Source organism: Pseudomonas sp. G5001, from assembly GCF_013385475.1.
Classification (GTDB): Bacteria; Pseudomonadota; Gammaproteobacteria; order Pseudomonadales; family Pseudomonadaceae; genus Aquipseudomonas.
The window spans coordinates 99,547-119,564 of the sequence record NZ_JACAPZ010000035.1; the positions used below are offsets into that span (position 1 = coordinate 99,547).

Consider the following 20,018-nt stretch of genomic DNA (forward strand, 5'->3'; position numbering starts at 1 on the left):
ACGAGGTGTGGAGCAGCAACTGTGCCAGTGGGCGTGAGAGGCCCGCACTACCGGCCTTCGAGCGCGGAAACAGGCGAAAAGCAGCCTGCTCCGAGCTGTCATGGATTGCAGCGGTTTGTCGTTTTGCTGTTGCAGGAACAACAGTTGAATCGGCACCCGTCCCGTAAATACGTGCCTTCGCGCCCGGCATGGACCGTGCAATAGCTCACCTATCTCACTGCCCAGGAACCGTCCCCATGACCGAACATCACGTGATCAATCCACTGTCCACCGGCGTCGATTATCACGCCCTGGCCGAACGCTTCCGGCCGATTTTCCAGCGCATCGCCGAGGGTGCCGTAGAGCGCGAACAAACCCGCGCCCTGCCCTACGAGCCGATCCAATGGCTCAAGCAAGCCGGCTTTGGCGCCGTGCGCGTCCCGGTGGAATACGGCGGTGGCGGCGCCTCCCTGCCCCAGCTATTCGAACTGCTGATCGAACTGGCCGAAGCCGACTCCAACGTGCCCCAGGCCCTGCGCGGGCACTTCGCGTTTGCCGAAGACCGCCTGAATGCCGCCCCGGGCGCGGCGCGAGACCTCTGGTTCAAACGCTTTGTCGACGGTGACATCGTGGGCTGCGCCTGGACCGAAATCGGCAGCGTGGCCATCGGCGATGTCGTCACTAAAGTCAGCCCCGACGGCGACAAATGGAAACTCAACGGTGAAAAGTTCTACAGCACCGGCAGCCTGTTTTCCGACTGGATCGACGTCTACGCCCAACGCAGCGACACCGGCGGCGATGTGATTGCCGCCACCCGCACCCGCCAGCCCGGCGTGGTGCAAAGCGATGACTGGGACGGCTTTGGCCAGCGCACCACCGGCAGCGGCACCTCGCGTTTTACCGATGCAGTGGTGGAGGCGGAAAACGTCATCGACTTTGCCACGCGCTTCAAATACCAGACTGCGTTCTATCAGTTGGTGCTGCTCGCCACCCTCGCCGGCATCGGCCGCGCAGCCCTCAAGGATGTGGCGCATCAGGTGCGCAGCCGCAAACGAATCTACAGCCATGGCAATGCCGCCCATGTGAGCCAGGACTCGCAGATTCAGCAGGTGGTGGGTGAAGTTGCAGCGCTGGTATATGCGGCCGAAGCCAGCGCATTGAAAGCCGCACTTCCAGCGCAGCGGGCTTATGTGGCGCGGTTCGGTGGGGACGATGCCGTGGAGCGCGAAGCCAATGTGGCCGCCGAAATCGAATCAGCCACGGCGCAGGTGGTAGTCTCGGAACTGATCCAGCGCGCCACCACTGAACTGTTCAACGCACTGGGGGCTTCGGATGTGCGCCAGGGCAAAGCCCTAGACCGGCACTGGCGCAACGCCCGCACCGTGTCGTCCCACAACCCGGTGATCTACAAGGCGCGGATTGTCGGCGACTGGGTGATCAACCGCACCGAGCCGCCGTTTGTGTGGCAGATCGGCAATGGGCCGGCGCGTTAAAACGCCAGCTTGAAGCCGATCATCACCAGCATGAACGCCAGGCAAGGACGCAATATCCCGTCCGGGACCTTGCCGGCCATGTGGCTGCCGACATAAATCCCCGGCAGCGAGCCCAGCAACAGGAAGCCCAGCAGGGTCCAGTCCATGTTGCCCATGCTGGCGTGGCCGAGGCCGGCGACCAGGGTCAGCGGCACGGCGTGGGCGATTTCGGTACCCACCAGGCGCTTGGTGGCCAGGAACGGGTACAGGATAAACAGCGCCACCGTGCCCAGGGCACCGGCGCCGATGGAGGTCAGGGCCACCATGGTACCGAGGACAGCGCCGGTGATGATGGTCAGCGCATTAAGGTTGCGCGGCGCCATCTTGTAGTCGTCGCCGGCATGCCGCTGGGCAAAGGCCAACAGCTTGTTCTTGAACAGGATCGCCGTGGCCGTCAGCAGCAAGACCACGCCCAGGGACTGCTTGATCACCGCGTTCAAGGCGGCGGGGTCGGTGTCCAGGCTCTTGAGAAACCACAAGGTCAGCAACACGGCGGGCACGCTGCCCAGGGTCAGCCAGCCGGTGATGGTCCAGTCGATGTTGCGATTCTTGCTGTGAACCAGCACCCCGCCGGACTTGGTGATGGCGGCGTACAACAGGTCGGTGCCCACGGCGGTGGCCGGGTTGATGCCGAACCAGAGCAGGATCGGCGTCATCAACGAGCCCCCGCCTACACCGGTCATTCCCACGATAAATCCAACAATCAGGCCAGCAATCGAGAAACCAAAATTACCTACATCCATTACCACTACCTGCGGCCTTATAAAATTCTGGCCGCAGCATAGCGATTTTTCTTATAAGTACTTATATCAAAACGATCTGACTTTATGCCTTTCTGGTCAGCCGCTGGCTGCGATAAGCCTGGGTCTGGTACGGAAACGCAACCGTCTCACGGCCGCGCAAGGCCGGATGCGTGTTGATCAGCGACTGCAACTGCTCAGTCACCTGCGCCTTTTCTGCCGGTGGCAATGCGGCGATAAAGCTCACGGAAAGGAAGCGGTCCATGATCACTTCCTGGGGGCTGCCGACATGGCTGTAGGGGAAGCAGGTCATTTCGGGGGCGGAAAAATACTCGCCGGTAAAGGCCTCGCGCCAACGTCCGGTATGAAAGCGCGGTGTGTCGCCCTCGTAGGGCGTGATGATTTCGGTGATGGCCGCGACCCAGTCCACCGACTCATCCCGCACATTCCAGATCAACCCAAGGCGACCGTCCGGCTTGAGCACCCGGTGAATTTCCGCCAGGGCCGCTTCCGTGGAAAACCAATGGAACGCCTGGGCACACACCAGGGCATCAGCGGTGGCCGCCTCCAGAGGGATGGCTTCAGCGGTGCCCGACAGCAGGCGCACCTGGGGCAGCAGTTTGTGCAACTGCGCGCCCATTGCCTCCACCGGCTCCACTGCGATCAACGTCGGCGCCACGGTGCTGAGCAAGCGGGTGAACTTGCCGGTGCCGGCGCCCAGGTCGATGACCGTGGAGTGGGGATTGATCTGCAGGGCGTCGGTGAGCCAACCCGTGAGTTGCCGTGGATAGTCCGGCCGGCCTTGGGCGTACGTGACGGCCTGAGTAGAGAAACCCTGTTGAGCAGACTTGTGAACACCGGTCATCGTCAATCTCTCCTCTGGTAGTGCGGGGGCCCACAGTGTGCGCCCTTGAAGATTTATTTTCTAATCGCTGCATCCGTTTGCGCGTGCCGTGGGTAGTACAGGTAGCAGCGCCTTGCTGCCCTTATGGAGAGACACCGATGAACGCCAAAGCCCTGTTCTGCGTGACCTGCCTGTTCGCCGCTGCACCGACTGCCTTTGCCCAGACCGTTTTACCCGACAGCATCAAGGTGCCGGACGGCCACAAGGTGACCATGGAAACCACCGGAGTCGGCGAAATCACCTACGAATGCCGGGACAAGGCCAATGCTGCCGGCCAGACCGAATGGTTTTTCGTCGGGCCCAAGGCGGTGCTCAATGACCGCAGCGGCCAGCAGGTCGGTAGCTACTTCGGCCCGCCGGCCACCTGGCAGGCCAAGGATGGTTCGAAAGTCACCGGCACCCAGTTGGCCGTGGCGCCGTCCAGCCCTGGCAACCTGCCTTATCAACTGGTCAAGGCCAACCCCGCCGAAGGCAAGGGCGCGATGAGTGGCGTCGCGTATATCCAGCGGGTGGCCCTCAAGGGCGGCGTGGCGCCAGGCACGGAATGCACGGCGGCCAACAAGGGCAAGCAGGAAGTGGTCAAGTACCAGGCCGACTACATCTTCTGGGCGGCCAACTGACCAGATTCGTCTACGCTGCTGCCAAAGCGCCCCGGGCTCACCGCCGGGGCCTCCACCTGGAAACCTGTCTTTGCCTGAAGCCGATTTTGACTATCAAGCCTGCCTGCTGGCCTGCGCCCATGGCGAACAACCGGCCTTGCGCCGGCTGTATCAACAGGAAAGCAGCCGGCTGCTGGGGGTCGCGTTGCGCATCGTGCGTGACAAGGCGGTGGCCGAAGATATCGTGCATGACGCCTTCATCAAGATCTGGAACGGCGCGGCCAGTTTTGACCCGCACAGAGGCTCGGCCCGCGGCTGGGTATACAGCGTGACCCGGCACCTGGCGCTAAATGCCGTGCGCAGCAATGGACGCGAAGTGCCCCTCAGCGAAGAGCATGAAAGCGCAGAGCGCGCTGACACCTTCGACTATCAGGCGCACTCGGCGCGGATCTACAGCTGCCTCGAACAACTCGACCCGGCCCGCCGCAACTGCATCCTGCATGCGTATGTAGACGGTTATTCCCACAGCGAAATCGCGCACAAACTCGGCACCCCGCTGGGTACCGTGAAAGCGTGGATCAAACGCAGCCTCGCGGCATTGCGTGAGTGCATGGCATGAACAGCATCGACGAACTGGCCAGCGAATATGTGCTGGGCACCTTGCCCACCGAGCAACGCACCGAGGTGGAACAGCGCCTGGCCACCGATGCCGACTTGCGTGCGGCAGTGGACGCCTGGGAACAGCGCCTGCTGCCACTGACTGGACAGGCCGCCCCGGCAACGCCTTCGGTGTATTTATGGCGACGCATCGAGCGCAGCCTGGGGCATTCAGCCACCCGGGACTCGCCGGTCTCATGGTGGAACAGGCTGGCGTTGTGGCGCGGACTGGCCGGCGCCGGCATCGCGGCGAGCCTGGTATTGGCGACACTGCTGTTGACCCGTACGGCCGCCATCAACCCGACCGCTTATGTAGTGGTGCTGGTAGCCCCGCAAAACCAGGCCCCGGGCTGGGTAATCCAGGCGAGCAATACCCAGGAAATCCAGCTGATTCCCCTGGGCATCATGGAAGTACCGGCAGACAAGACGCTGCAGTTCTGGACCAAGGGCGAAGACTGGCAAGGCCCGGTGTCGCTGGGCTTGGTCAAGCCTGGGCAGACCTTGTCTGTGCCCCTGGACAAACTCCCGCCACTGGCGCCGAACCAGCTGTTTGAGCTGACCCTGGAAAATCCCGGCGGGTCGAAAACCGGCAAGCCGACAGGTCCGATTCAGGCAATTGGCCGGGCCGTTAAAGTAATCTGAACGTAATGCAATGTTGTGGAAGGCCAGTTCGCGCATGTGCATTACATCTCGGGGCTATGGCGTCACCATTGCGCTATAGAATCGGGCTCGGAAACCCGGCTCCCTGGACCCTTCATGCCCTCAAAAACCCGTTCGCTGCTGATTCTCGCACTCGTCGTCATCTTCACCGGCATCGGCGCCGGCCTGGGCGGCATGCTCCTTGCCTTGCTGCTGCACGGCATCCAGCATCTGGCCTACGGCTACAGCCTCGACAGCCTGATCAGCCATGAAACCTTTTTGCTCGGCGTCACCGCCGCCGCGCCCGAACGCCGGGTGCTGGTGCTGATCACCTGTGGCCTGGTGGCCGGTGTGGGCTGGTGGTTGATCTACCGCTATGGCCGGCCACTGGTGAGCATCAAGCAAGCGGTCTCCGCCCAGGCACCGATCATGCCGCCCAAGACCACCCTCGCCCACGCCGTGCTGCAAATCATCACTGTGGCCCTCGGCTCGCCATTGGGCCGTGAAGTGGCGCCACGGGAAGTCGGCGCGCTGGCCGCCACCTGGTTGTCACAGCGGGCGCGACTGGCGCCGGACATGCACCGGCTGATCGTCGCCTGCGGTGCGGGCGCCGGGCTGGCGGCGGTGTACAACGTGCCGTTGGGCGGCGCGGTGTTTGTGCTCGAAGTGTTGGTGGGTGTGTTCAGTTGGCCGGCGGCAGTGATTGCGTTGGCCACCTCGGCCATCGGCGCGTCGGTGGCCTGGATTGGCTTGGGCGCAGAGGCGCAATACGTGGTGCCGCACTTTGTGCTCAGCCCTGGCTTGATCGCCTGGGCGCTGGCCTGCGGGCCGGTGTTTGGCCTGGCCGCCTACGGATTCAACCGGCTGACCGGCGCGGCCCGCAGCAACGCCGCCCGTGGCTGGCGGTTGCCGGTACTGTCGTTGATCAACTTCACGATCATCGGGGGCCTGGCGATTTTTTTGCCGCAGATCCTCGGCAACGGCAAGGGCCCGGCGCAACTGGGCTTTGACAATGAGCTGACCATCGGCCTTGCCGCGGTGCTGCTGGTGGTCAAGGTACTGATCACTGCGAGCAGCCTGCGCGCCGGTGCCGAAGGCGGTTTGCTGACCCCAGCGCTGGCCAACGGCGCCCTGCTCGCCATCATCCTCGGCGGCGCCTGGAGCCTGCTGTGGCCCGGCGTGCCGCTGGGGGCTTTCGCGATCATCGGTGCGGCGGCGTTCCTGGCATCGAGCATGAGCATGCCGTTGACGGCAATCGTGCTGGTGGCGGAATTCACCCGCATCGACCATGACTTCCTGGTGCCGATCATTCTCGCGGTGGCAGGTTCGATGTGCATGAGCAAGCTGTGCGTCCTGTGGGAAAAGCGTTGAAGAAGCTGGATTAAAACCCCGACACGCGCCATCCTCCGCGCTTTAAGCCGCCCCATCAGCGGCGTTCCACGCACAAAGGATATGCCCATGCACGACCAACCCCTCGCACCCGCCGATTTCGAGTTCATCGACGACACCCTGCTCAAGTACGGCGACGACCATTCGGTGCTGAACCTGGCCGAGCTCGACGGTTACTTCACCGCCCTGGTTTCAAGCCCCGCACAGGTGGAGGTTGCCGAATGGTTCCCCGGTATCTTTGGTGGGCAGAACCCGGATTGGGAAAGCCCGGAAGAAGCTGGCCAGTTCCTTGAACTGTGCGTGCGCCATATGAACGCCATTGCCACGCAACTGGCGACCGACGCCCAGGGTTTCAAGGCACGTTTCGAGGAAACCGAGCATCAGGACCAGCCACTGACCCTGGCGGAAGAATGGTGCTTTGGTTATATCCGTGGCGCCGCTATCGGCAACTGGCCAGAGCTGCCTGCCGAACAGGCCGGGCAACTGGAGAAGATTTCCTGGTGCGCCGAGCAGGACAACTTTGAACTGCCGGCAGACCTGGATGTAAATGCCCATCAGCAACGGGTAGCCGCTATCGAACCGGCCGCCCGTGCGTTGCACGACTACTGGTTGGCCCAGCGCTGATTGAGCGGTGCTGAACGCAACACCTGTGGCGAGGGAGCAAGCTCCCTCTCCACATTTATGTTGTTCCTCCAGGTTCAGTTGCCGCTAGTTGAAATCGACGTCAAACGCCTGATAGAACGCATTGCCGGTGTTGGCCACGATCCACATCAACACCAGCACATGCCGGCCCTTCTTGCCCTTGGGCAATGTCACTTGATGTTCAACCTTGGCCTTCAATTCTGCCGAGTGCTGGTAATACGGCACCTGGGTGTAGAAATCCTCGAAGAAAGGCTTGGCCTCCAGTTGAGCACGGCTGATGCGCTGCTTGGGGTCCCAACCGTCCTTGGTGATCAACCAGCGATAGCCACGGGTCACGTGCGCGGCGGTGTAAGCCCACTGCACCTTGAATACCTGGCCGGCTTCAACATTCAACAACGGCCAGTTAAACGGGGTGTTGAGCTTCTTACCCATTTCTTCGTCGGTGAAGTTCACACAGTCGCGGGCATCGGTCTTGCCGCCGCTGAGGATGTGCCCGTCGGCGGGGGGCGTGACGCTCTGATCGTCAGTTTCGTAAGGTGCCGGAAACGGCCCGGCGTTGAGGGCCGGGAAGTTCTTGCCGCCTTCCATTTCGTTGACTTGCCAGTTTTCCAGCAGGCCACGCTCTACCGCCACCGAGCCACGGCTGGCGGGTGTCACAACGCGACCATGCCTGAGTTGAGTCTGGGGTTTGTTCATTTCAGTCACTCCTTGATTGAAGACTTCCCCTCATGGGAAGCGCCTTGAACTTAGCCCACCTCACCGGGTTGTCTACCCGACGGTTCTGTCAGACAAATCGCGTCATGTCCTTGTTTTTGCGTAGCTTTCGCACTGGTCTTGCACCAGAGTTATCGTCGGTCCTACCCTGCGACAGGCGATCGGACTACAGCCGCCGTCCATGAACGCCTGGCCTCAGGTGTTGAGGATCATCTCAAACCCGCCATAGATCATCCGTTGCCCATCAAACGGCATCGGATTGACGTCTGCCTTCAGGCGCGGGTCTTCCATCACCTTGCTCATCCCGGCGTCACGCACCTGCCGCGACGGCCAGACGATCCAGGAAAACACCACGGTTTCATCCTCCTTGAGCTTGACCGCCATGGGAAACGAGGTCACCTGCCCCTGGGGCACGTCATCGCCCCAGCACTCGATGATATTCAGCGCGCCATGGTCCTTGAACACCACGGCGGCGGCCTTGGCATGCTGGATGAATTGTTCGCGGTTTGCGGTGGGCACCGCGATGACACAGCCATCTACGTAAGACATGATCACTCTCCTGATTCGACGGGTTGTTGTGCCTGTAGTCGATCCATCAGGCGCTCAATCGACATCAACGTGGGAAATGTCGACCAGTGGTGTGTTATCGATTGCGATGCCGGGCCGATTCTTGATATGACAGGCGCCTTCAACAACAAAGCCCACTCAAAGGACTGACCCGCCATGACCGCCCACGCTACCGCCTTCCACGCCCTGCACCATGCTCAACTGTTTATCCTGCCCAACGTCGCCGATGCCGGCGGCGCGCGCCTGGTGGCGCAACTGGGCAGCCAGGCCGTCGCCACCAGCAGCGCGGCCGTTGCCTGGACCCACGGCTACAAGGACGGCAATCAGCTGCCGCTGCCGCTGCTGGTCAGCACCGTGCAATCCATCGCCCGGGTGATTGACGTGCCGCTGAGCGTGGACATCGAGGCCGGTTATTCCGACGACCCGGAGCACGTGGGCCGGGTGATCAAGGCCGTAATCGACGCGGGCGCCATCGGCGTCAATATCGAGGACGGTGCCGGCACCCCTGAACTGCTGGCGCGCAAGATCGAGGTTGCCCGTCGTGTGGCGGACAACTGTGGCGTGAAGCTGTTTATCAATGCCCGCAGCGACGTGTATTTGAAAGGATTGGCCCCGGAGCCACAGCGCCTTGAAGAACTCCTCAAGCGCGCCGCGTTGTACCAGGGCGCAGGCGCCGACGGACTGTTTGCCGCCGGCATCCACCTGGAGCACGAAATCCAGCAGCTCTGCCAGGCGACCAACTTGCCAGTCAACGTGCTGGCCTGGGCCGGCCTGCCCGCGCCCGAGACGCTGCAAGCCTTGGGCGTACGCCGCCTCACGGCCGGCTCGAGCATCGCCGAATTCCTGTATGGCGCCATGCACAGCCTCGCCGAAGGCTTCCTGCGTAGCGGGCAACTGGATACGCACGCGCTCAAGGCGTTCACCTATGGCGACATGAATGGCCGCATGGCGCCATAACCCGCGACTCTGAACGATCCCCGCTCGACAACGGTAGCGTGTTTGGCCGATTATTCGTGTCCGCCAAACGCCACCCGCCTTGAAGCAGGAGCCTTGTACCTTGAGTTCGCAGAAAACCGTGACCGTTACACCGCCCAACTTTCCTCTGAACGGCAAGGTAGCGCCCCCCGGCTCCAAATCCATTACCAACCGTGCCCTGCTGTTGGCGGCCCTGGCCAAGGGCACCAGCCGCCTGAGCGGCGCGTTGAAAAGCGATGACACCCGCCACATGTCGGTGGCCCTGCGGCAGATGGGCGTGGTGATCGATGAACCGGACGACACCACCTTCGTCGTCACCAGCATTGGCAAGCTGCAATTGCCGGCGCAGCCGTTGTTTCTCGGCAACGCCGGCACCGCGATGCGCTTTCTCACCGCCGCCGTGGCCACCGTGCAAGGCACCGTGGTGCTGGATGGCGACGCCTACATGCAAAAGCGTCCGATCGGCCCGCTGCTCGCGACCCTCGGCCAGAATGGCATCCAGGTCGACAGCCCTACCGGTTGCCCCCCCGTGACCGTCCATGGCACTGGCCGCGTGCAAGCCAAGCGTTTCGAGATCGACGGCGGCCTGTCGAGCCAGTACGTGTCGGCGCTGCTGATGCTGGCGGCGTGCGGCGAAGCGCCGATTGAAGTAGCGCTGACCGGCAAGGACATCGGCGCCCGTGGCTATGTCGACCTGACCCTGGACTGCATGCGCGCCTTCGGTGCCCAGGTGGACATCGTCGATGAAAGCACCTGGCGCGTGGCCCCGACCGGCTACACCGCCCACGATTACCTGATCGAACCTGACGCTTCCGCCGCCACCTATCTGTGGGCTGCCGAAGTGCTGACCGGTGGCCGCATCGACCTCGGTGTCGCCCCGCAGGATTTCACCCAGCCCGATGCCAAGGCCCAGGAAGTGATCGCGCAGTTCCCGCACATGCAACCGGTGGTTGTCGGTTCGCAGATGCAGGACGCAATCCCCACCCTCGCCGTGCTCGCCGCGTTCAACAACACGCCGGTACGTTTCACGGAACTGGCCAACCTGCGGGTCAAGGAATGTGATCGGGTGCAGGCACTGCATGACGGTCTGAATGAAATCCGCCCAGGCCTGGCGACCATTGAAGGTGATGACTTGCTGGTAGCCAGCGATCCGGCCCTGGCGGGCACCACGTGCAACGCGCTGATCGACACCCACGCCGACCACCGCATCGCGATGTGCTTTGCCTTGGCGGGCCTGAAGGTCTCGGGGATCAGGATTCAGGACCCGGACTGCGTCGGCAAGACCTATCCTGAGTACTGGAAAGAGCTGGAAAGCCTTGGGGTCCATCTGACCTGGTAAGCCGCCGGCGCCGGTAACGGGAGGGAGACTGCATGACGATTCGCCAACCCTGCCCACCCGGCGTCTGCGACTGCAATCGTGAGCAACTGCTCGACCTTCCCGGCGCCGATGCACGCATCCTGCACCTGACGCGCCAGGAAGAAAAACGCCTGCTCGAACGCCTCGAAAACCTGCAAAGCCTGCCCGATCTTGAGCGCATGCAACAGCTGATGTATCAGCAACTGGGCATTCGCGTGCATATCGCGCCGGGCCATACGGAAGTGAAGACGATGCGCGGGATTCAGATCGTTATCGATGACTTGCCGGGGTTGTGTCGCAAGACCCGGCAGTCGATTCCAGCGGCGATTCGCAAGGGCATGGAGAAGCGCCCGGAGATTGCGTATCGGTTGCTGGATGCTCATGACTTGTTTCGCGAGGGTTGAGGGCCGCGTTCCATTTGCGGCGATTTTCACGCTTGAGTCTGCGGGCCGTTTTGTATTCGAGGCGAGCCTGGGCCATCTCCTGAGTACGCGGGGGCCGAAAGCCGGCTTTGTAGCGCTCGCGTTCGTGACGAAGTAGAACGAGTTCTGCGCGCATTTGGCGGTGGCGGTGGGTATTGAGCAGGTAGAGGCTTAGCAGCGGGAACAACAGCCCCGTTGTGTAGATAAAAGGATGGGGCTGATAGCTGTAGGTGAACAGCACAATGAAAAAGCTCATCACACAACTGCCTGCCAGTATCCAGACGCCCCAGGCGCGACCTCGGAGGATAAGAAAGTTGCCCGCTGACAAGATAATGGAAGCGATGCCCACATCCAGTCCCGTGTAACTACGATAAGCAGGCACGCCTCGCATGTAGGTACTACCCATCGACGACCCCGCTACCGCAAGAGCAAAAAGCGCAAACATAAAAGCACTGATGAAAACAGGGAAATAGTGAGCCATAAAAGCTCTAGGGGAATTTCTCAGCTCCATTATTCAAACTCTTCATATAGGCCGATGGCCAGTGTCCGGATATTCCCGGAGACGCCGCTGCCTATGACACTCATGGTTGCACCCACTCCTGCCCCCGCAATCGCCGAGTGAGCATCGATCGCGGCAAACAACCGGCCGAGGTCGATACTGCCTTCGATCCGTTCGCGGGTGGTGCGATAGGCAGCTGGAAAACCGTCCTTCAAGACGCTGGAAGTCATTCCTTTACTCCTGGATTCCACGAGAGCGCAAAGAGTAAGACTGAGCCGCCTGAAAGGTTGTCAGAAAGGTCCTCCTTTCCAGACTGACATTTCCCGATCACCTCTCCATATCTTGTGGGCAATCATTCCAATTGGAAAAGTACGCCCGTGCTACTAATTCCCTCTTCCCCCCGCAAACGACCACTCATCCGCCGCCGTCGTCGTAATCACCACCATCACATCCTCAGGGCTCAGCCCAATCGCAGCCTCCAGCCGCTCCACCAACACCTGGTAAAACCGCCGTTTGGTCTCGGTATCACGAGGTTTACCGCCCGTGATCGCGATGAGTACATAGTCGTGGCTGCGCGGGCCGGCCAAATAGTTGGGGTCGATGATCATCTCGCCAATTTCGTGCTGGTGGATCACGTGGAAGCGATCCGCGTCAGGAATCTTGAAGCTTTCAACCAGGGCATCATGCAATCCCTGTGAAAGCGCTTGCAGATACTCAGGGGATTTCCCGCGATGCAGGGAGATTCGAGCGTAAGGCATGGTGGTTACTCCGCAGGATGGATGGCTGCCAACACGTTCAGCGCCGACGCCGCTGTCGGCCAGCCGGAGTAAAACGCCAGGTGAGTGATGACTTCACCCAGTTCCTCGACGCTCAAGCCATTGCCAACCGCCCGCTGCAAGTGAAACGGTAGTTGCTCCAGACGGTACATCGCCACCAGTGCCGCCACGGTGATCAGGCTGCGCTCCCTGGGCGACAGGCCCTCGCGCTCCCAGATATCGGCGAACAGCACGTCGCGGGTCAGCTCGGTAAATTTGTTGCTCATGGACGCTCGCTCCGACAATTCAGTTGACGGGCAAAAACTAGCAAGCCAGGATCATTCCGAATATCAGATTTAATAGCATCCACCATCCCGTTTTAATGGACCATTCAATGCGCCGCCCCACCTTCGACCTTGATGTACTGCGCACCTTCGTCACCGGCGTCGAGCTGAACAGTTTTGCCAAGGCGGCGGATCGCCTGGGCCGTTCGACCTCAGCCGTCAGCGCGCAATTAAAGAAACTCGAAGAACAGGTCGGCACGCCGGTGCTGAGCAAATCCGGGCGCGGGCTGGTGCTGACGCCGGTGGGTGAAGCGCTGCTCGGCCACGCCAGGCGGTTGCTGGACCTCAATGACACTGTCTTCAGCAGCCTTAACGAAACCCAAACCGCAGGCACTTTGCGCCTCGGTTTGCAGGAGGATTTCGGCGAGCATGTGCTCAGTGACATCCTGCGGCGCTTCGCCAGGCTTTATCCGATGATCAGCCTTGAAGTGCGGATAGGCCGCAATGCCGAGCTGTTGACCCTGATCGACAGCGCGAGCCTGGACCTGGCGCTGACCTGGGAAACCGGTCAGACATCGTCCTGCCGCACCCGCCTGGGGCAAACACCCATGCACTGGATCGGGCCCCGGGACAAACCCCAACTACCGCGCGCCGAGGACGCGCCGCTGCCGCTGGTGATGTTCGAGGCACCCTGCGTATTGCGCAGCGCCGCCACCGAAGCCCTGGACCGCGCCGGCATTGCCTGGCGCATTGCCTTGACCAGCCCCAGCGTGGGTGGGATCTGGGCGGCGGTCGATGCCGGGTTGGGTGTGACCTTGCGCACCCGTATCGGTTTGCCTGCGCACCTGCGTGTACTCGACGGTCTGCCGCCGGTGCCGTCCCTTGGCTATGAATTGCATTGCAGCCATCCAGCGCCAGGCGCTGCGGTCGCACAGCTGGCAGCGCTCATACAGAGCAGCCTGGTTTAGGCGGTTTCGCAGGGTTGCAGGGTGACGAACAGTTGTCGCCCCAACTTCGTCGCCGTCTCCAGATGCTGTTCGGCAGCGCCGCTTTCCGAGTCCAGCAGCAGCTCGGATGTCAGCACTTTCGCACCGCAGTAATCAAAGATCCCATGGTCGATTTGCGTGCGCATGGCGTCGGCATAGCCGTGGCGTTCAAACACCCCTTCGTCCGCCCCGCCAACGCCCAGTAAGTGCACCTGCAAGTGGCCGAGTTTTTTCACCACCTTCGTCTCAAGGCTGTAGTCGATCGCCCAACCGTTGACGAATACCCGGTCGATCCAGCCCATGAGCAAGGCCGGCATCGACCACCAGAAGATCGGGTACACCAGCACCAAGGCGTCGGCGCGGTCGAGTCGGGCCTGTTCGGCCAGTACGTCGGCCGGCGGCGTGGCGCGGGTGCGATGCACTTTATGGTCGGCGGCGTTGTAACGCGGGTCGAAACCTTCAGCGGCGAGGTCGGCGATCTCGAAGGTGTGCCCTGCGGCAGTGATGCCGGCAGCAGCCTGTTTGGCGAGGCTGTGGGTGAGGGATTGTGGGTCGTGATGGGCAACGACGATCAGCGCGTGCATGGCAATGACTCCTTCGGGGGGTGGCGATGAGCAGGCAAATTGAGTAGGCTTGAGCTAAGTTACCGTTGGTAAGTTACTTTTGGTATATAAGCATGTCAAGCGATCAATCCCCTGCCCCTCGCCGTCGCCTGTCCCGGGATGACCGGCTACGCCAGTTGCTCGACGTGGCCTGGCAACTGGTGCGCGAAGAAGGCACCGATGCCCTGACCCTCGGGCATCTGGCCGAGTTGGCCGGCGTTACAAAGCCGGTGGTGTATGACCATTTCGGCGATCGCGCGGGGCTGCTGGCCGCGCTGTATGAAGATTTCGACGCGCGGCAGAACCAGGTATTTGCCGCTGCAATCGAGGCCAGCGAACCCACCCTGGATGATCGCGCCCGGGTGATTGCCTCGTGCTATGTCGACTGTGTGTTGTTGCAGGGGCGGGAAATTCCGGGAGTGATTGCGGCCCTGGCCGGCAGCCCGGAACTGGAAACCATCAAGCGCGAGTACGACGTGATTTTCCTCGGCAAGTGTCGCGATGCCCTCGCCCCCTTTGCCGTGGACGGTGTGATTGGCCAGCCCGGTTTACGCGCAATGCTGGGCGCGGCGGACGCCTTGTCCCATGCTGCGGCCAGCGGGGAGATCAGCCCGCTGGAGGCGCAAGAGGAGCTGTTTGCGAGCATCAAGTCGATGGTGAGTCGAGGAGCGCGTTAGCCCAGCCTTGCGTGCACGAACATCCGAGCCTTGTGGGTCATCTGGTCGAAGTGACGATCACGCTGTTTTTCGGCATCGACCATCGCCCGCTTGCCGTGCTTTTGCAGGAGGTAGGTGTGGATCTGCCGCACCTCCAGCGAGCTGTAGATCGACGCCACATCCAGCAACCCCATCAAGCCGTCAGTGCTGTAGTCGCGGGTGTTCATCAACACCTGGGTACCGCGCACACCGCGCAGTTGAAAGCCCATGGACTCGAACGCCGGGACCTTCTCCACTGCGCAGGTCAGTTCGGCATGGGGGTAGCGGGCCAGCATGTCCTGCATCATCGCCCGCGCCACGCCTTTGCGCCGATGGCTGGCGTGCACCGCCATGTAAGCCACGCCGCACGCCTCGGGATCGTCCTTCACCGGCAGGTACAGCAGGAAGCCGATCACCTGCTCCTGCGCGTCCAGCGCGACGATCAATTCCACCGCAATGCCCTTGGACCCGTCCAGCGCTTCCAGGTACAGGTGCACCTCGTAGCCGATGGCGTACTGGTAGACGTTGTACAGCAGGTTGCTTGGCGGGATGGCGACCATGCTGATGTCCGTCAGGTAGTCGACCACCATCTGCAGGATCTGCGCGTTGATCGGCTCGGGGCATGGGGTTTCGTAATGGGTAAGGCTGAACATTTGAATTCCTGGTGTTTCATTTCAAGGCCCGGCGGATTGTACCTGCTGAAGGGCCGCCGTGGACCCGCAAGCACCCATTGTGGCGAGGGAGCAAGCTCCCTCGCCACAGGGGGGCTGGATGTCCGGGCTCGGCTCATTGCGCACATACCTCCCGCAGGCAACCGCGCAGCCAGCGATGGGCCAGGTCGGCGTCCAGGCGCGGGTGCCAGAGCATCGATACGGTGAAGTCCGGGAACACGAACGGCAGCGCAAAGCGGTAGAGGTCGCTGTGCAGGTTGGCGGTATGCCGCTCCGGCACGCTGGCGATCAGGTCGGTGCTGCGGGCCAGGGCCAGGGCGGTAGAGAAGCCGGCGACGATGGTCACCACGTCCCGGGTCAGCCCGAGCGCTTCAAGGGCTTGATGGATCTGGCCCTGATCACGGCCACGCCGGGACACGTAGATGTGCTGGCCTTCGGCGAAGCGTTGCGGCGTGACTTCGCCCTGGCTGAGCGGATGGCCCTTGCGCACCACGCCGATAAACCGGTCGCGGAACAGCGCCTGGGTCAGCACCTCGGGGCTGGCGCTGCTGTCGACCACGCCGGTTTCCAGGTCGACACTGCCATCGCGCAGCGGCGTGCTGCCTTTGTCCGGCTTGTGCACGAAGCGCAACCGCACGCCAGGCGCTTCCCGGGCGATCCGCGTCAACAGCGCCGGGCCGAAGTTTTCAACAAATCCGTCGCTGGTGCGCAAGGTGAAGGTGCGTACCAGCTGGCTCACATCCAGCGTCGCAGCGGGTCGCAACACCGCTTCGGCGTCCTGCACCAACTGGCTGACCTGTTCGCGCAACGCCAAAGCGCGCGGCGTAGGTACCAGGCCGCGGCCGGCACGGACCAATAACGGATCGCCGGTGGTTTCCCGCAGTCGCGCCAGCGCCCGGCTCATCGCCGACGGGCTCAGGCGCAAGCGTTGAGCGGCACGGGCGACGCTGCCTTCGGCGAGCAACACATCCAGGGTGACCAGCAGATTGAAATCAGGTGTCGACACGGCAAACCTCATAGGGCGTTTGGCGCACGTATAAAGTGCAAATGCTGCGCCTTCCGCCATGTTAGGTGACGGCGTAGATTTCTGACAGCGGTCAAACCCTGGAGCCTCTTGATGAAATCATCTGCACCCCGTGGCGCTCTCGTCGCCCTGTCACTGTCCATGTTGCTGGCGTCCTTGGGCACCAGCATCGCCAACGTCGGCCTGCCGAGCCTGGTGCAGGCGTTTGATGCATCGTTCCAGGCGGCGCAGTGGGCGGTGCTCGCCTACTTGCTGGCGATTACCGCGGTGATCGTCAGCGTCGGGCGACTGGGCGACCTGATGGGCCGCAGCCGCCTGCTCTTGACCGGGTTATTGCTCTTCACCGTTGCCTCGGCCCTGTGCGGCATGGCTCCGTCCCTCGGGCTGTTGATTGCGGCCCGCGCCCTGCAAGGCCTGGGCGCGGCGGTCATGATGGCGATGACCATGGCGCTGGTGGGCGGCACCGTGACCAAGGAACGCACCGGCCGCGCCATGGGGTTGCTGGGCACGATGTCGGCCATGGGTACCGCGCTGGGGCCAAGCCTTGGCGGGGTGTTGATCGCGGGGTTTGGCTGGCGCGCGCTGTTTTTCATCACCGTGCCGCTGGGTTTGCTGACATTTGCCCTCGCCCGGCGCTATCTGCGCGTCGACCGCCATGGGCTACAGCCCGCGCAATCCGGGTTCAGTTTCTTGTCGACTTTACGGGATTCAACGCTAAGCGCTGGCCTGGCCATGAGCGCGCTGGTATCGGCGGTGATGATGGCGACCTTGGTGGTCGGGCCCTTCTACCTGACCCACGGTGCAGGCCTCGACCCTGCCTGGATGGGCCTGACAATGGCAGTCGGGCCCTGCGTTTCGGCATTGACGGGCATCCCTGCGGGACGTTTGACCGACCGTTTCGGCAGCGGCCCGATGACCATCGCCGGGCTGCTGGCGATGCTGGCGGGCTGCCTGCTGCTCTCCCTGGCGCCGCTGAACCTTGGAGTTGCCGGGTATATCACCCCGCTGATCATCCTCACCCTCGGCTACGCCCAGTTTCAGGCCGCCAACAACACCGCGGTGATGAGCGACGTACTGCCAGACCGCCGTGGCGTAGTCGCCGGCTTGCTCAACCTGTCGCGCAATGTGGGGCTGATCGCGGGCGCCTCGGCATTGGGTGCTGTCTTTGCGCACGTTTCAGGTGACCTCTCCACGGCCACTCCCGCCGACGTGGGAAGTGGGATGCAAGCCACGTTCGGTGTGGCGTTGGCACTGATTGGTGCAGGTCTTTTCCTGGCCCTGCGCACCCGCCTCGACACCACAGCTGCCTTGACAAGATAAAATCGTAACGACTATTGTCTGACAACCTGATTACCAAGGTTTTCCCATGCTTGAGCTCCAGCGCCCTGATTCGCTCGTTATGCGCGTTGTCAGCGCCATTCGTGCAGAAATCGATTCCGGCCAACTGGCGCCCGAAGCGCGCCTGCCCACCGAACAGCAACTGGCTGAACAACTCAATGTCAGCCGTTCGGTGGTGCGCGAAGCGATTGCCCAGCTCAAGGCCGACGGCGTACTGACTGCGCGGCGTGGCCTGGGCTCATTTATCTCGCAAACCCCGGCCGGCACCGTGTTCCGCTTCCCGGAAAAAAACGGTCGCCGCCCGGACCTGGCGCAAATGTTCGAAGTACGCCTGTGGATCGAAACCCAGGCCGCCTCGATTGCTGCCCAACGCCGCGACGCCGCCGACCTGCAGCGCATGAAGACCGCCCTGCAGGAAATGCACGACAAACGCGCCGACTTCGACGCCGCCGCCCTGGCCGATGTGGAATTCCACCGCGCCATCGCCGAGGCCAGCAAGAACGACTATTTCGTGGCCTTCCATGACTTCCTCAGAAGCCAACTGGCCAGCGCCCGCAAGACCGCCTGGGAAAACTCCGCCACCCGCTTTGTCAGCGGCTCGGCCGATGCCACCCAGGAACACACCGCGCTCTACCAGGCCATCGTCGTCGGTGATGCCCAAGGCGCCGCCGCCTGTGCCGAGGCTCACTTGCGCGCCGCAGCAAGGCGCCTGCATCTGGAACTGCCCGCTATCAATTGACCGATCCGAACCCTTTTAAAGCGTGCCGATGGCGCGCTGTTTTTTAACAAAACCATTAGTCTGACAACCTGATAAGCAGACTGAAATGCGTAGGTACCCAAAACAATGATTTATGACTTTTGCATCATCGGCGGCGGCATCGTCGGTTTGGCCACCGCGATGGAGTTGCTCAAGCGCCAGCCCAACGCCTCGCTGGTGATCCTGGAGAAGGAAAGCCTGCTGGCCAAGCACCAGACCGGCCATAACAGCGGCGTGATCCATGCCGGCATCTACTACGCGCCGGGCAGCCTCAAGGCCGACTTGTGCAAACGCGGCGCCGAAGCCACGAAGCAGTTCTGCACCGAGCACGGGATCAAGTTCGAGGTGTGCGGCAAGTTGCTGGTGGCTTCGACTGATCTGGAAGTACAACGGATGGAAGCGCTGTACGCCCGCTCGCAGCTCAACGGCATGAAAGTCGAACGCCTGGACGCCGACCAGTTGCGCCAGCGCGAACCGAACATCGTCGGGCTGGGCGGGCTGTTTCTCGACGCCACCGGCATTGTCGATTACCGCGAAGTCTGCGAAACCATGGCCCGGGTGATTCGTCGCGCCGGCGGGGAAATCTGCCTGGAACGCACCGTCACTGCGATCGTCGAGGACACCGACAAAGTCACCGTCAGCACCCGGGGCGAAAGCTGGCAGGCCAGGCACCTGGTGGTGTGTGCAGGTTTGCAATCGGACCGCCTGGCCGTGATGGCCGGCGTCAAGATCGACCACCAGATCATCCCGTTCCGTGGCGAATACTTCCGCTTGCCGGAATCGAAGAACACCATCGTCAACCACCTGATCTACCCGATTCCCGACCCGGAGCTGCCCTTCCTCGGCGTGCACCTGACCCGCATGATCGATGGCAGCGTCACCGTTGGCCCGAATGCCGTACTCGGCCTGGGTCGCGAGAACTACCGCAAATTCTCGGTGAACTGGCGCGACGTGGCGCAGTACGCGAGCTTCCCGGGCTTCTGGAAAACCATCTGGCAGAACCTCGGTTCGGGCAGCGTCGAGATGAAGAACTCGCTGTTCAAGTCCGGCTACCTGGAGCAGTGCCGCAAGTACTGCCCATCGCTCAACATCGAAGACCTGCTGCCTTATGAAGCCGGCATCCGCGCCCAGGCCGTGATGCGCGACGGCACCCTGGTGCACGACTTCCTGTTCGCCCAGACCCCGCGAATGCTCCACGTGTGCAATGCGCCCTCACCCGCTGCCACCTCCGCGATTCCCATCGGCGCAATGATCGCCGACCGCATGTTCAAGCCCCACTGACGCACCGCAC

The 20,018-nt window shown here is 62.3% G+C and carries 24 protein-coding genes; 14 read left to right on the forward strand and 10 right to left on the reverse strand.

Going from position 1 to position 20,018, the window contains the following annotated elements; genetic code table 11:
- Nucleotides 1-236: 236 nt before the first annotated feature.
- Complete coding sequence (locus tag HX805_RS25520; RefSeq protein WP_177117394.1) at nt 237-1,472, forward strand: acyl-CoA dehydrogenase family protein; 1,236 nt, start codon at nt 237-239, stop codon at nt 1,470-1,472.
- On the opposite strand, the gene HX805_RS25525 is transcribed toward HX805_RS25520, so the two are convergent.
- The gene (locus HX805_RS25525) at nt 1,469-2,254 is read right to left on the reverse strand and encodes a sulfite exporter TauE/SafE family protein (RefSeq protein ID WP_008430805.1); all 786 of its coding nucleotides are present in this window, start codon (nt 2,252-2,254) and stop codon (nt 1,469-1,471) included. The two genes, HX805_RS25520 and HX805_RS25525, sit on opposite strands and share 4 nt — an antisense overlap.
- Before the next feature lie 82 nt (nt 2,255-2,336).
- The gene (locus HX805_RS25530; RefSeq protein WP_087692698.1) at nt 2,337-3,116 is read right to left on the reverse strand and encodes a class I SAM-dependent methyltransferase; all 780 of its coding nucleotides are present in this window, start codon (nt 3,114-3,116) and stop codon (nt 2,337-2,339) included.
- A 137-nt stretch (nt 3,117-3,253) separates the two neighbouring features.
- On the opposite strand from HX805_RS25530, the gene HX805_RS25535 reads away from it, so the two are divergent.
- From HX805_RS25535 to HX805_RS25555, 5 genes are all read left to right on the forward strand, one after another.
- Nucleotides 3,254-3,775 carry a DUF3455 domain-containing protein gene (locus tag HX805_RS25535; protein WP_177117395.1) on the forward strand — a complete coding sequence of 174 codons (522 nt, stop codon included), beginning with the start codon at nt 3,254-3,256 and terminating at the stop codon, nt 3,773-3,775.
- 70 nt (nt 3,776-3,845) lie between these two features.
- Nucleotides 3,846-4,373 (forward strand): sigma-70 family RNA polymerase sigma factor, encoded by a 528-nt coding sequence (locus HX805_RS25540; RefSeq protein ID WP_177117396.1) that lies wholly within the window; start codon nt 3,846-3,848, stop codon nt 4,371-4,373.
- Nucleotides 4,370-5,053: an anti-sigma factor domain-containing protein gene (locus tag HX805_RS25545; RefSeq protein WP_008430808.1), complete on the forward strand. Its 684-nt coding sequence runs from the start codon at nt 4,370-4,372 to the stop codon at nt 5,051-5,053. The genes HX805_RS25540 and HX805_RS25545 overlap by 4 nt, the downstream gene beginning before the upstream one ends.
- A 114-nt stretch (nt 5,054-5,167) precedes the next feature.
- Entirely contained in the window at nt 5,168-6,421 is a 1,254-nt protein-coding gene (locus tag HX805_RS25550; RefSeq protein ID WP_087692701.1) for a chloride channel protein, read from the forward strand.
- 87 nt (nt 6,422-6,508) lie between these two features.
- Nucleotides 6,509-7,063: a UPF0149 family protein gene (locus HX805_RS25555; protein WP_008430812.1), complete on the forward strand. Its 555-nt coding sequence runs from the start codon at nt 6,509-6,511 to the stop codon at nt 7,061-7,063.
- A gap of 84 nt (nt 7,064-7,147) precedes the next feature.
- Here HX805_RS25555 and HX805_RS25560 read toward each other — a convergent pair whose 3' ends face one another.
- Together HX805_RS25560 and HX805_RS25565 are read right to left on the reverse strand one after the other, a co-directional pair.
- Nucleotides 7,148-7,777: a lytic polysaccharide monooxygenase auxiliary activity family 9 protein gene (locus HX805_RS25560; protein WP_177117397.1), complete on the reverse strand. Its 630-nt coding sequence runs from the start codon at nt 7,775-7,777 to the stop codon at nt 7,148-7,150.
- A 213-nt stretch (nt 7,778-7,990) separates the two neighbouring features.
- Nucleotides 7,991-8,344, reverse strand: coding sequence for a DUF1428 domain-containing protein (locus HX805_RS25565; RefSeq protein WP_003215254.1), 354 nt, complete (start codon nt 8,342-8,344; stop codon nt 7,991-7,993).
- Between the two features lie 174 nt (nt 8,345-8,518).
- On the opposite strand from HX805_RS25565, the gene HX805_RS25570 reads away from it, so the two are divergent.
- From HX805_RS25570 to HX805_RS25580, 3 genes are all read left to right on the forward strand, one after another.
- Nucleotides 8,519-9,319, forward strand: coding sequence for an isocitrate lyase/phosphoenolpyruvate mutase family protein (locus tag HX805_RS25570; protein WP_177117398.1), 801 nt, complete (start codon nt 8,519-8,521; stop codon nt 9,317-9,319).
- Nucleotides 9,320-9,419: 100 nt separating this feature from the next.
- Nucleotides 9,420-10,676: a 3-phosphoshikimate 1-carboxyvinyltransferase gene (aroA, locus tag HX805_RS25575; RefSeq protein ID WP_177117399.1), complete on the forward strand. Its 1,257-nt coding sequence runs from the start codon at nt 9,420-9,422 to the stop codon at nt 10,674-10,676.
- A gap of 32 nt (nt 10,677-10,708) precedes the next feature.
- Nucleotides 10,709-11,098, forward strand: coding sequence for a hypothetical protein (locus tag HX805_RS25580; RefSeq protein ID WP_177035594.1), 390 nt, complete (start codon nt 10,709-10,711; stop codon nt 11,096-11,098).
- A 528-nt stretch (nt 11,099-11,626) separates the two neighbouring features.
- On the opposite strand, the gene HX805_RS25585 is transcribed toward HX805_RS25580, so the two are convergent.
- The 3 genes from HX805_RS25585 to HX805_RS25595 all read right to left on the reverse strand — a co-directional run bounded on the left by HX805_RS25585 (nt 11,627) and on the right by HX805_RS25595 (nt 12,657).
- Nucleotides 11,627-11,845, reverse strand: coding sequence for a hypothetical protein (locus HX805_RS25585; protein ID WP_177117400.1), 219 nt, complete (start codon nt 11,843-11,845; stop codon nt 11,627-11,629).
- Nucleotides 11,846-11,998: 153 nt separating this feature from the next.
- The gene (locus HX805_RS25590; protein WP_177117401.1) at nt 11,999-12,373 is read right to left on the reverse strand and encodes a tautomerase family protein; all 375 of its coding nucleotides are present in this window, start codon (nt 12,371-12,373) and stop codon (nt 11,999-12,001) included.
- A 5-nt stretch (nt 12,374-12,378) separates the two neighbouring features.
- Nucleotides 12,379-12,657 carry a carboxymuconolactone decarboxylase family protein gene (locus HX805_RS25595; protein WP_177117402.1) on the reverse strand — a complete coding sequence of 93 codons (279 nt, stop codon included), beginning with the start codon at nt 12,655-12,657 and terminating at the stop codon, nt 12,379-12,381.
- Nucleotides 12,658-12,764: 107 nt separating this feature from the next.
- On the opposite strand from HX805_RS25595, the gene HX805_RS25600 reads away from it, so the two are divergent.
- Nucleotides 12,765-13,622, forward strand: a complete 858-nt coding sequence (locus HX805_RS25600) for a LysR substrate-binding domain-containing protein (protein WP_177009435.1) — start codon at nt 12,765-12,767, stop codon at nt 13,620-13,622.
- Here HX805_RS25600 and HX805_RS25605 read toward each other — a convergent pair.
- A complete protein-coding gene (locus tag HX805_RS25605; RefSeq protein WP_177117403.1) occupies nt 13,619-14,224 on the reverse strand; it encodes an NAD(P)H-dependent oxidoreductase in 606 nt (201 codons plus the stop codon). The two genes, HX805_RS25600 and HX805_RS25605, sit on opposite strands and share 4 nt — an antisense overlap.
- Before the next feature lie 92 nt (nt 14,225-14,316).
- On the opposite strand from HX805_RS25605, the gene HX805_RS25610 reads away from it, so the two are divergent.
- The gene (locus tag HX805_RS25610; protein WP_032899501.1) at nt 14,317-14,919 is read left to right on the forward strand and encodes a TetR/AcrR family transcriptional regulator; all 603 of its coding nucleotides are present in this window, start codon (nt 14,317-14,319) and stop codon (nt 14,917-14,919) included.
- Here the strand turns inward: HX805_RS25610 and HX805_RS25615 are convergent.
- Together HX805_RS25615 and HX805_RS25620 are read right to left on the reverse strand one after the other, a co-directional pair.
- Nucleotides 14,916-15,590 (reverse strand): GNAT family N-acetyltransferase, encoded by a 675-nt coding sequence (locus tag HX805_RS25615; RefSeq protein WP_177019813.1) that lies wholly within the window; start codon nt 15,588-15,590, stop codon nt 14,916-14,918. The two genes, HX805_RS25610 and HX805_RS25615, sit on opposite strands and share 4 nt — an antisense overlap.
- 133 nt (nt 15,591-15,723) lie before the next feature.
- The gene (locus HX805_RS25620; protein ID WP_003215222.1) at nt 15,724-16,614 is read right to left on the reverse strand and encodes a LysR family transcriptional regulator; all 891 of its coding nucleotides are present in this window, start codon (nt 16,612-16,614) and stop codon (nt 15,724-15,726) included.
- Between the two features lie 111 nt (nt 16,615-16,725).
- Here HX805_RS25620 and HX805_RS25625 point away from each other — a divergent pair, with 111 nt between their 5' ends.
- The 3 genes from HX805_RS25625 to lhgO all read left to right on the forward strand — a co-directional run bounded on the left by HX805_RS25625 (nt 16,726) and on the right by lhgO (nt 20,008).
- Entirely contained in the window at nt 16,726-17,952 is a 1,227-nt protein-coding gene (locus HX805_RS25625) for an MFS transporter (RefSeq protein ID WP_177117404.1), read from the forward strand.
- 46 nt (nt 17,953-17,998) lie between these two features.
- The gene (locus tag HX805_RS25630) at nt 17,999-18,709 is read left to right on the forward strand and encodes a FadR/GntR family transcriptional regulator (RefSeq protein WP_177117405.1); all 711 of its coding nucleotides are present in this window, start codon (nt 17,999-18,001) and stop codon (nt 18,707-18,709) included.
- A 105-nt stretch (nt 18,710-18,814) separates the two neighbouring features.
- A complete protein-coding gene (gene lhgO / locus HX805_RS25635; protein ID WP_087695067.1) occupies nt 18,815-20,008 on the forward strand; it encodes an L-2-hydroxyglutarate oxidase in 1,194 nt (397 codons plus the stop codon).
- The last annotated feature ends 10 nt before the right edge of the window (nt 20,009-20,018 follow it).

Bases quoted from the DNA above. Each gene is read 5' to 3' on its own strand.
- HX805_RS25520 (WP_177117394.1), top strand. From the start codon at position 237: ATGACCGAACATCACGTGATCAATCCACTGTCCACCGGCGTCGATTAT.
- HX805_RS25525 (WP_008430805.1), bottom strand. From the start codon at position 2,254: ATGGATGTAGGTAATTTTGGTTTCTCGATTGCTGGCCTGATTGTTGGA.
- HX805_RS25530 (WP_087692698.1), bottom strand. From the start codon at position 3,116: ATGACCGGTGTTCACAAGTCTGCTCAACAGGGTTTCTCTACTCAGGCC.
- HX805_RS25535 (WP_177117395.1), top strand. From the start codon at position 3,254: ATGAACGCCAAAGCCCTGTTCTGCGTGACCTGCCTGTTCGCCGCTGCA.
- HX805_RS25545 (WP_008430808.1), top strand. From the start codon at position 4,370: ATGAACAGCATCGACGAACTGGCCAGCGAATATGTGCTGGGCACCTTG.
- HX805_RS25550 (WP_087692701.1), top strand. From the start codon at position 5,168: ATGCCCTCAAAAACCCGTTCGCTGCTGATTCTCGCACTCGTCGTCATC.
- HX805_RS25555 (WP_008430812.1), top strand. From the start codon at position 6,509: ATGCACGACCAACCCCTCGCACCCGCCGATTTCGAGTTCATCGACGAC.
- HX805_RS25560 (WP_177117397.1), bottom strand. From the start codon at position 7,777: ATGAACAAACCCCAGACTCAACTCAGGCATGGTCGCGTTGTGACACCC.
- HX805_RS25565 (WP_003215254.1), bottom strand. From the start codon at position 8,344: ATGTCTTACGTAGATGGCTGTGTCATCGCGGTGCCCACCGCAAACCGC.
- HX805_RS25570 (WP_177117398.1), top strand. From the start codon at position 8,519: ATGACCGCCCACGCTACCGCCTTCCACGCCCTGCACCATGCTCAACTG.
- HX805_RS25580 (WP_177035594.1), top strand. From the start codon at position 10,709: ATGACGATTCGCCAACCCTGCCCACCCGGCGTCTGCGACTGCAATCGT.
- HX805_RS25585 (WP_177117400.1), bottom strand. From the start codon at position 11,845: ATGACTTCCAGCGTCTTGAAGGACGGTTTTCCAGCTGCCTATCGCACC.
- HX805_RS25590 (WP_177117401.1), bottom strand. From the start codon at position 12,373: ATGCCTTACGCTCGAATCTCCCTGCATCGCGGGAAATCCCCTGAGTAT.
- HX805_RS25595 (WP_177117402.1), bottom strand. From the start codon at position 12,657: ATGAGCAACAAATTTACCGAGCTGACCCGCGACGTGCTGTTCGCCGAT.
- HX805_RS25600 (WP_177009435.1), top strand. From the start codon at position 12,765: ATGCGCCGCCCCACCTTCGACCTTGATGTACTGCGCACCTTCGTCACC.
- HX805_RS25605 (WP_177117403.1), bottom strand. From the start codon at position 14,224: ATGCACGCGCTGATCGTCGTTGCCCATCACGACCCACAATCCCTCACC.
- HX805_RS25610 (WP_032899501.1), top strand. From the start codon at position 14,317: ATGTCAAGCGATCAATCCCCTGCCCCTCGCCGTCGCCTGTCCCGGGAT.
- HX805_RS25615 (WP_177019813.1), bottom strand. From the start codon at position 15,590: ATGTTCAGCCTTACCCATTACGAAACCCCATGCCCCGAGCCGATCAAC.
- HX805_RS25625 (WP_177117404.1), top strand. From the start codon at position 16,726: ATGAAATCATCTGCACCCCGTGGCGCTCTCGTCGCCCTGTCACTGTCC.
- HX805_RS25630 (WP_177117405.1), top strand. From the start codon at position 17,999: ATGCTTGAGCTCCAGCGCCCTGATTCGCTCGTTATGCGCGTTGTCAGC.
- lhgO (WP_087695067.1), top strand. From the start codon at position 18,815: ATGATTTATGACTTTTGCATCATCGGCGGCGGCATCGTCGGTTTGGCC.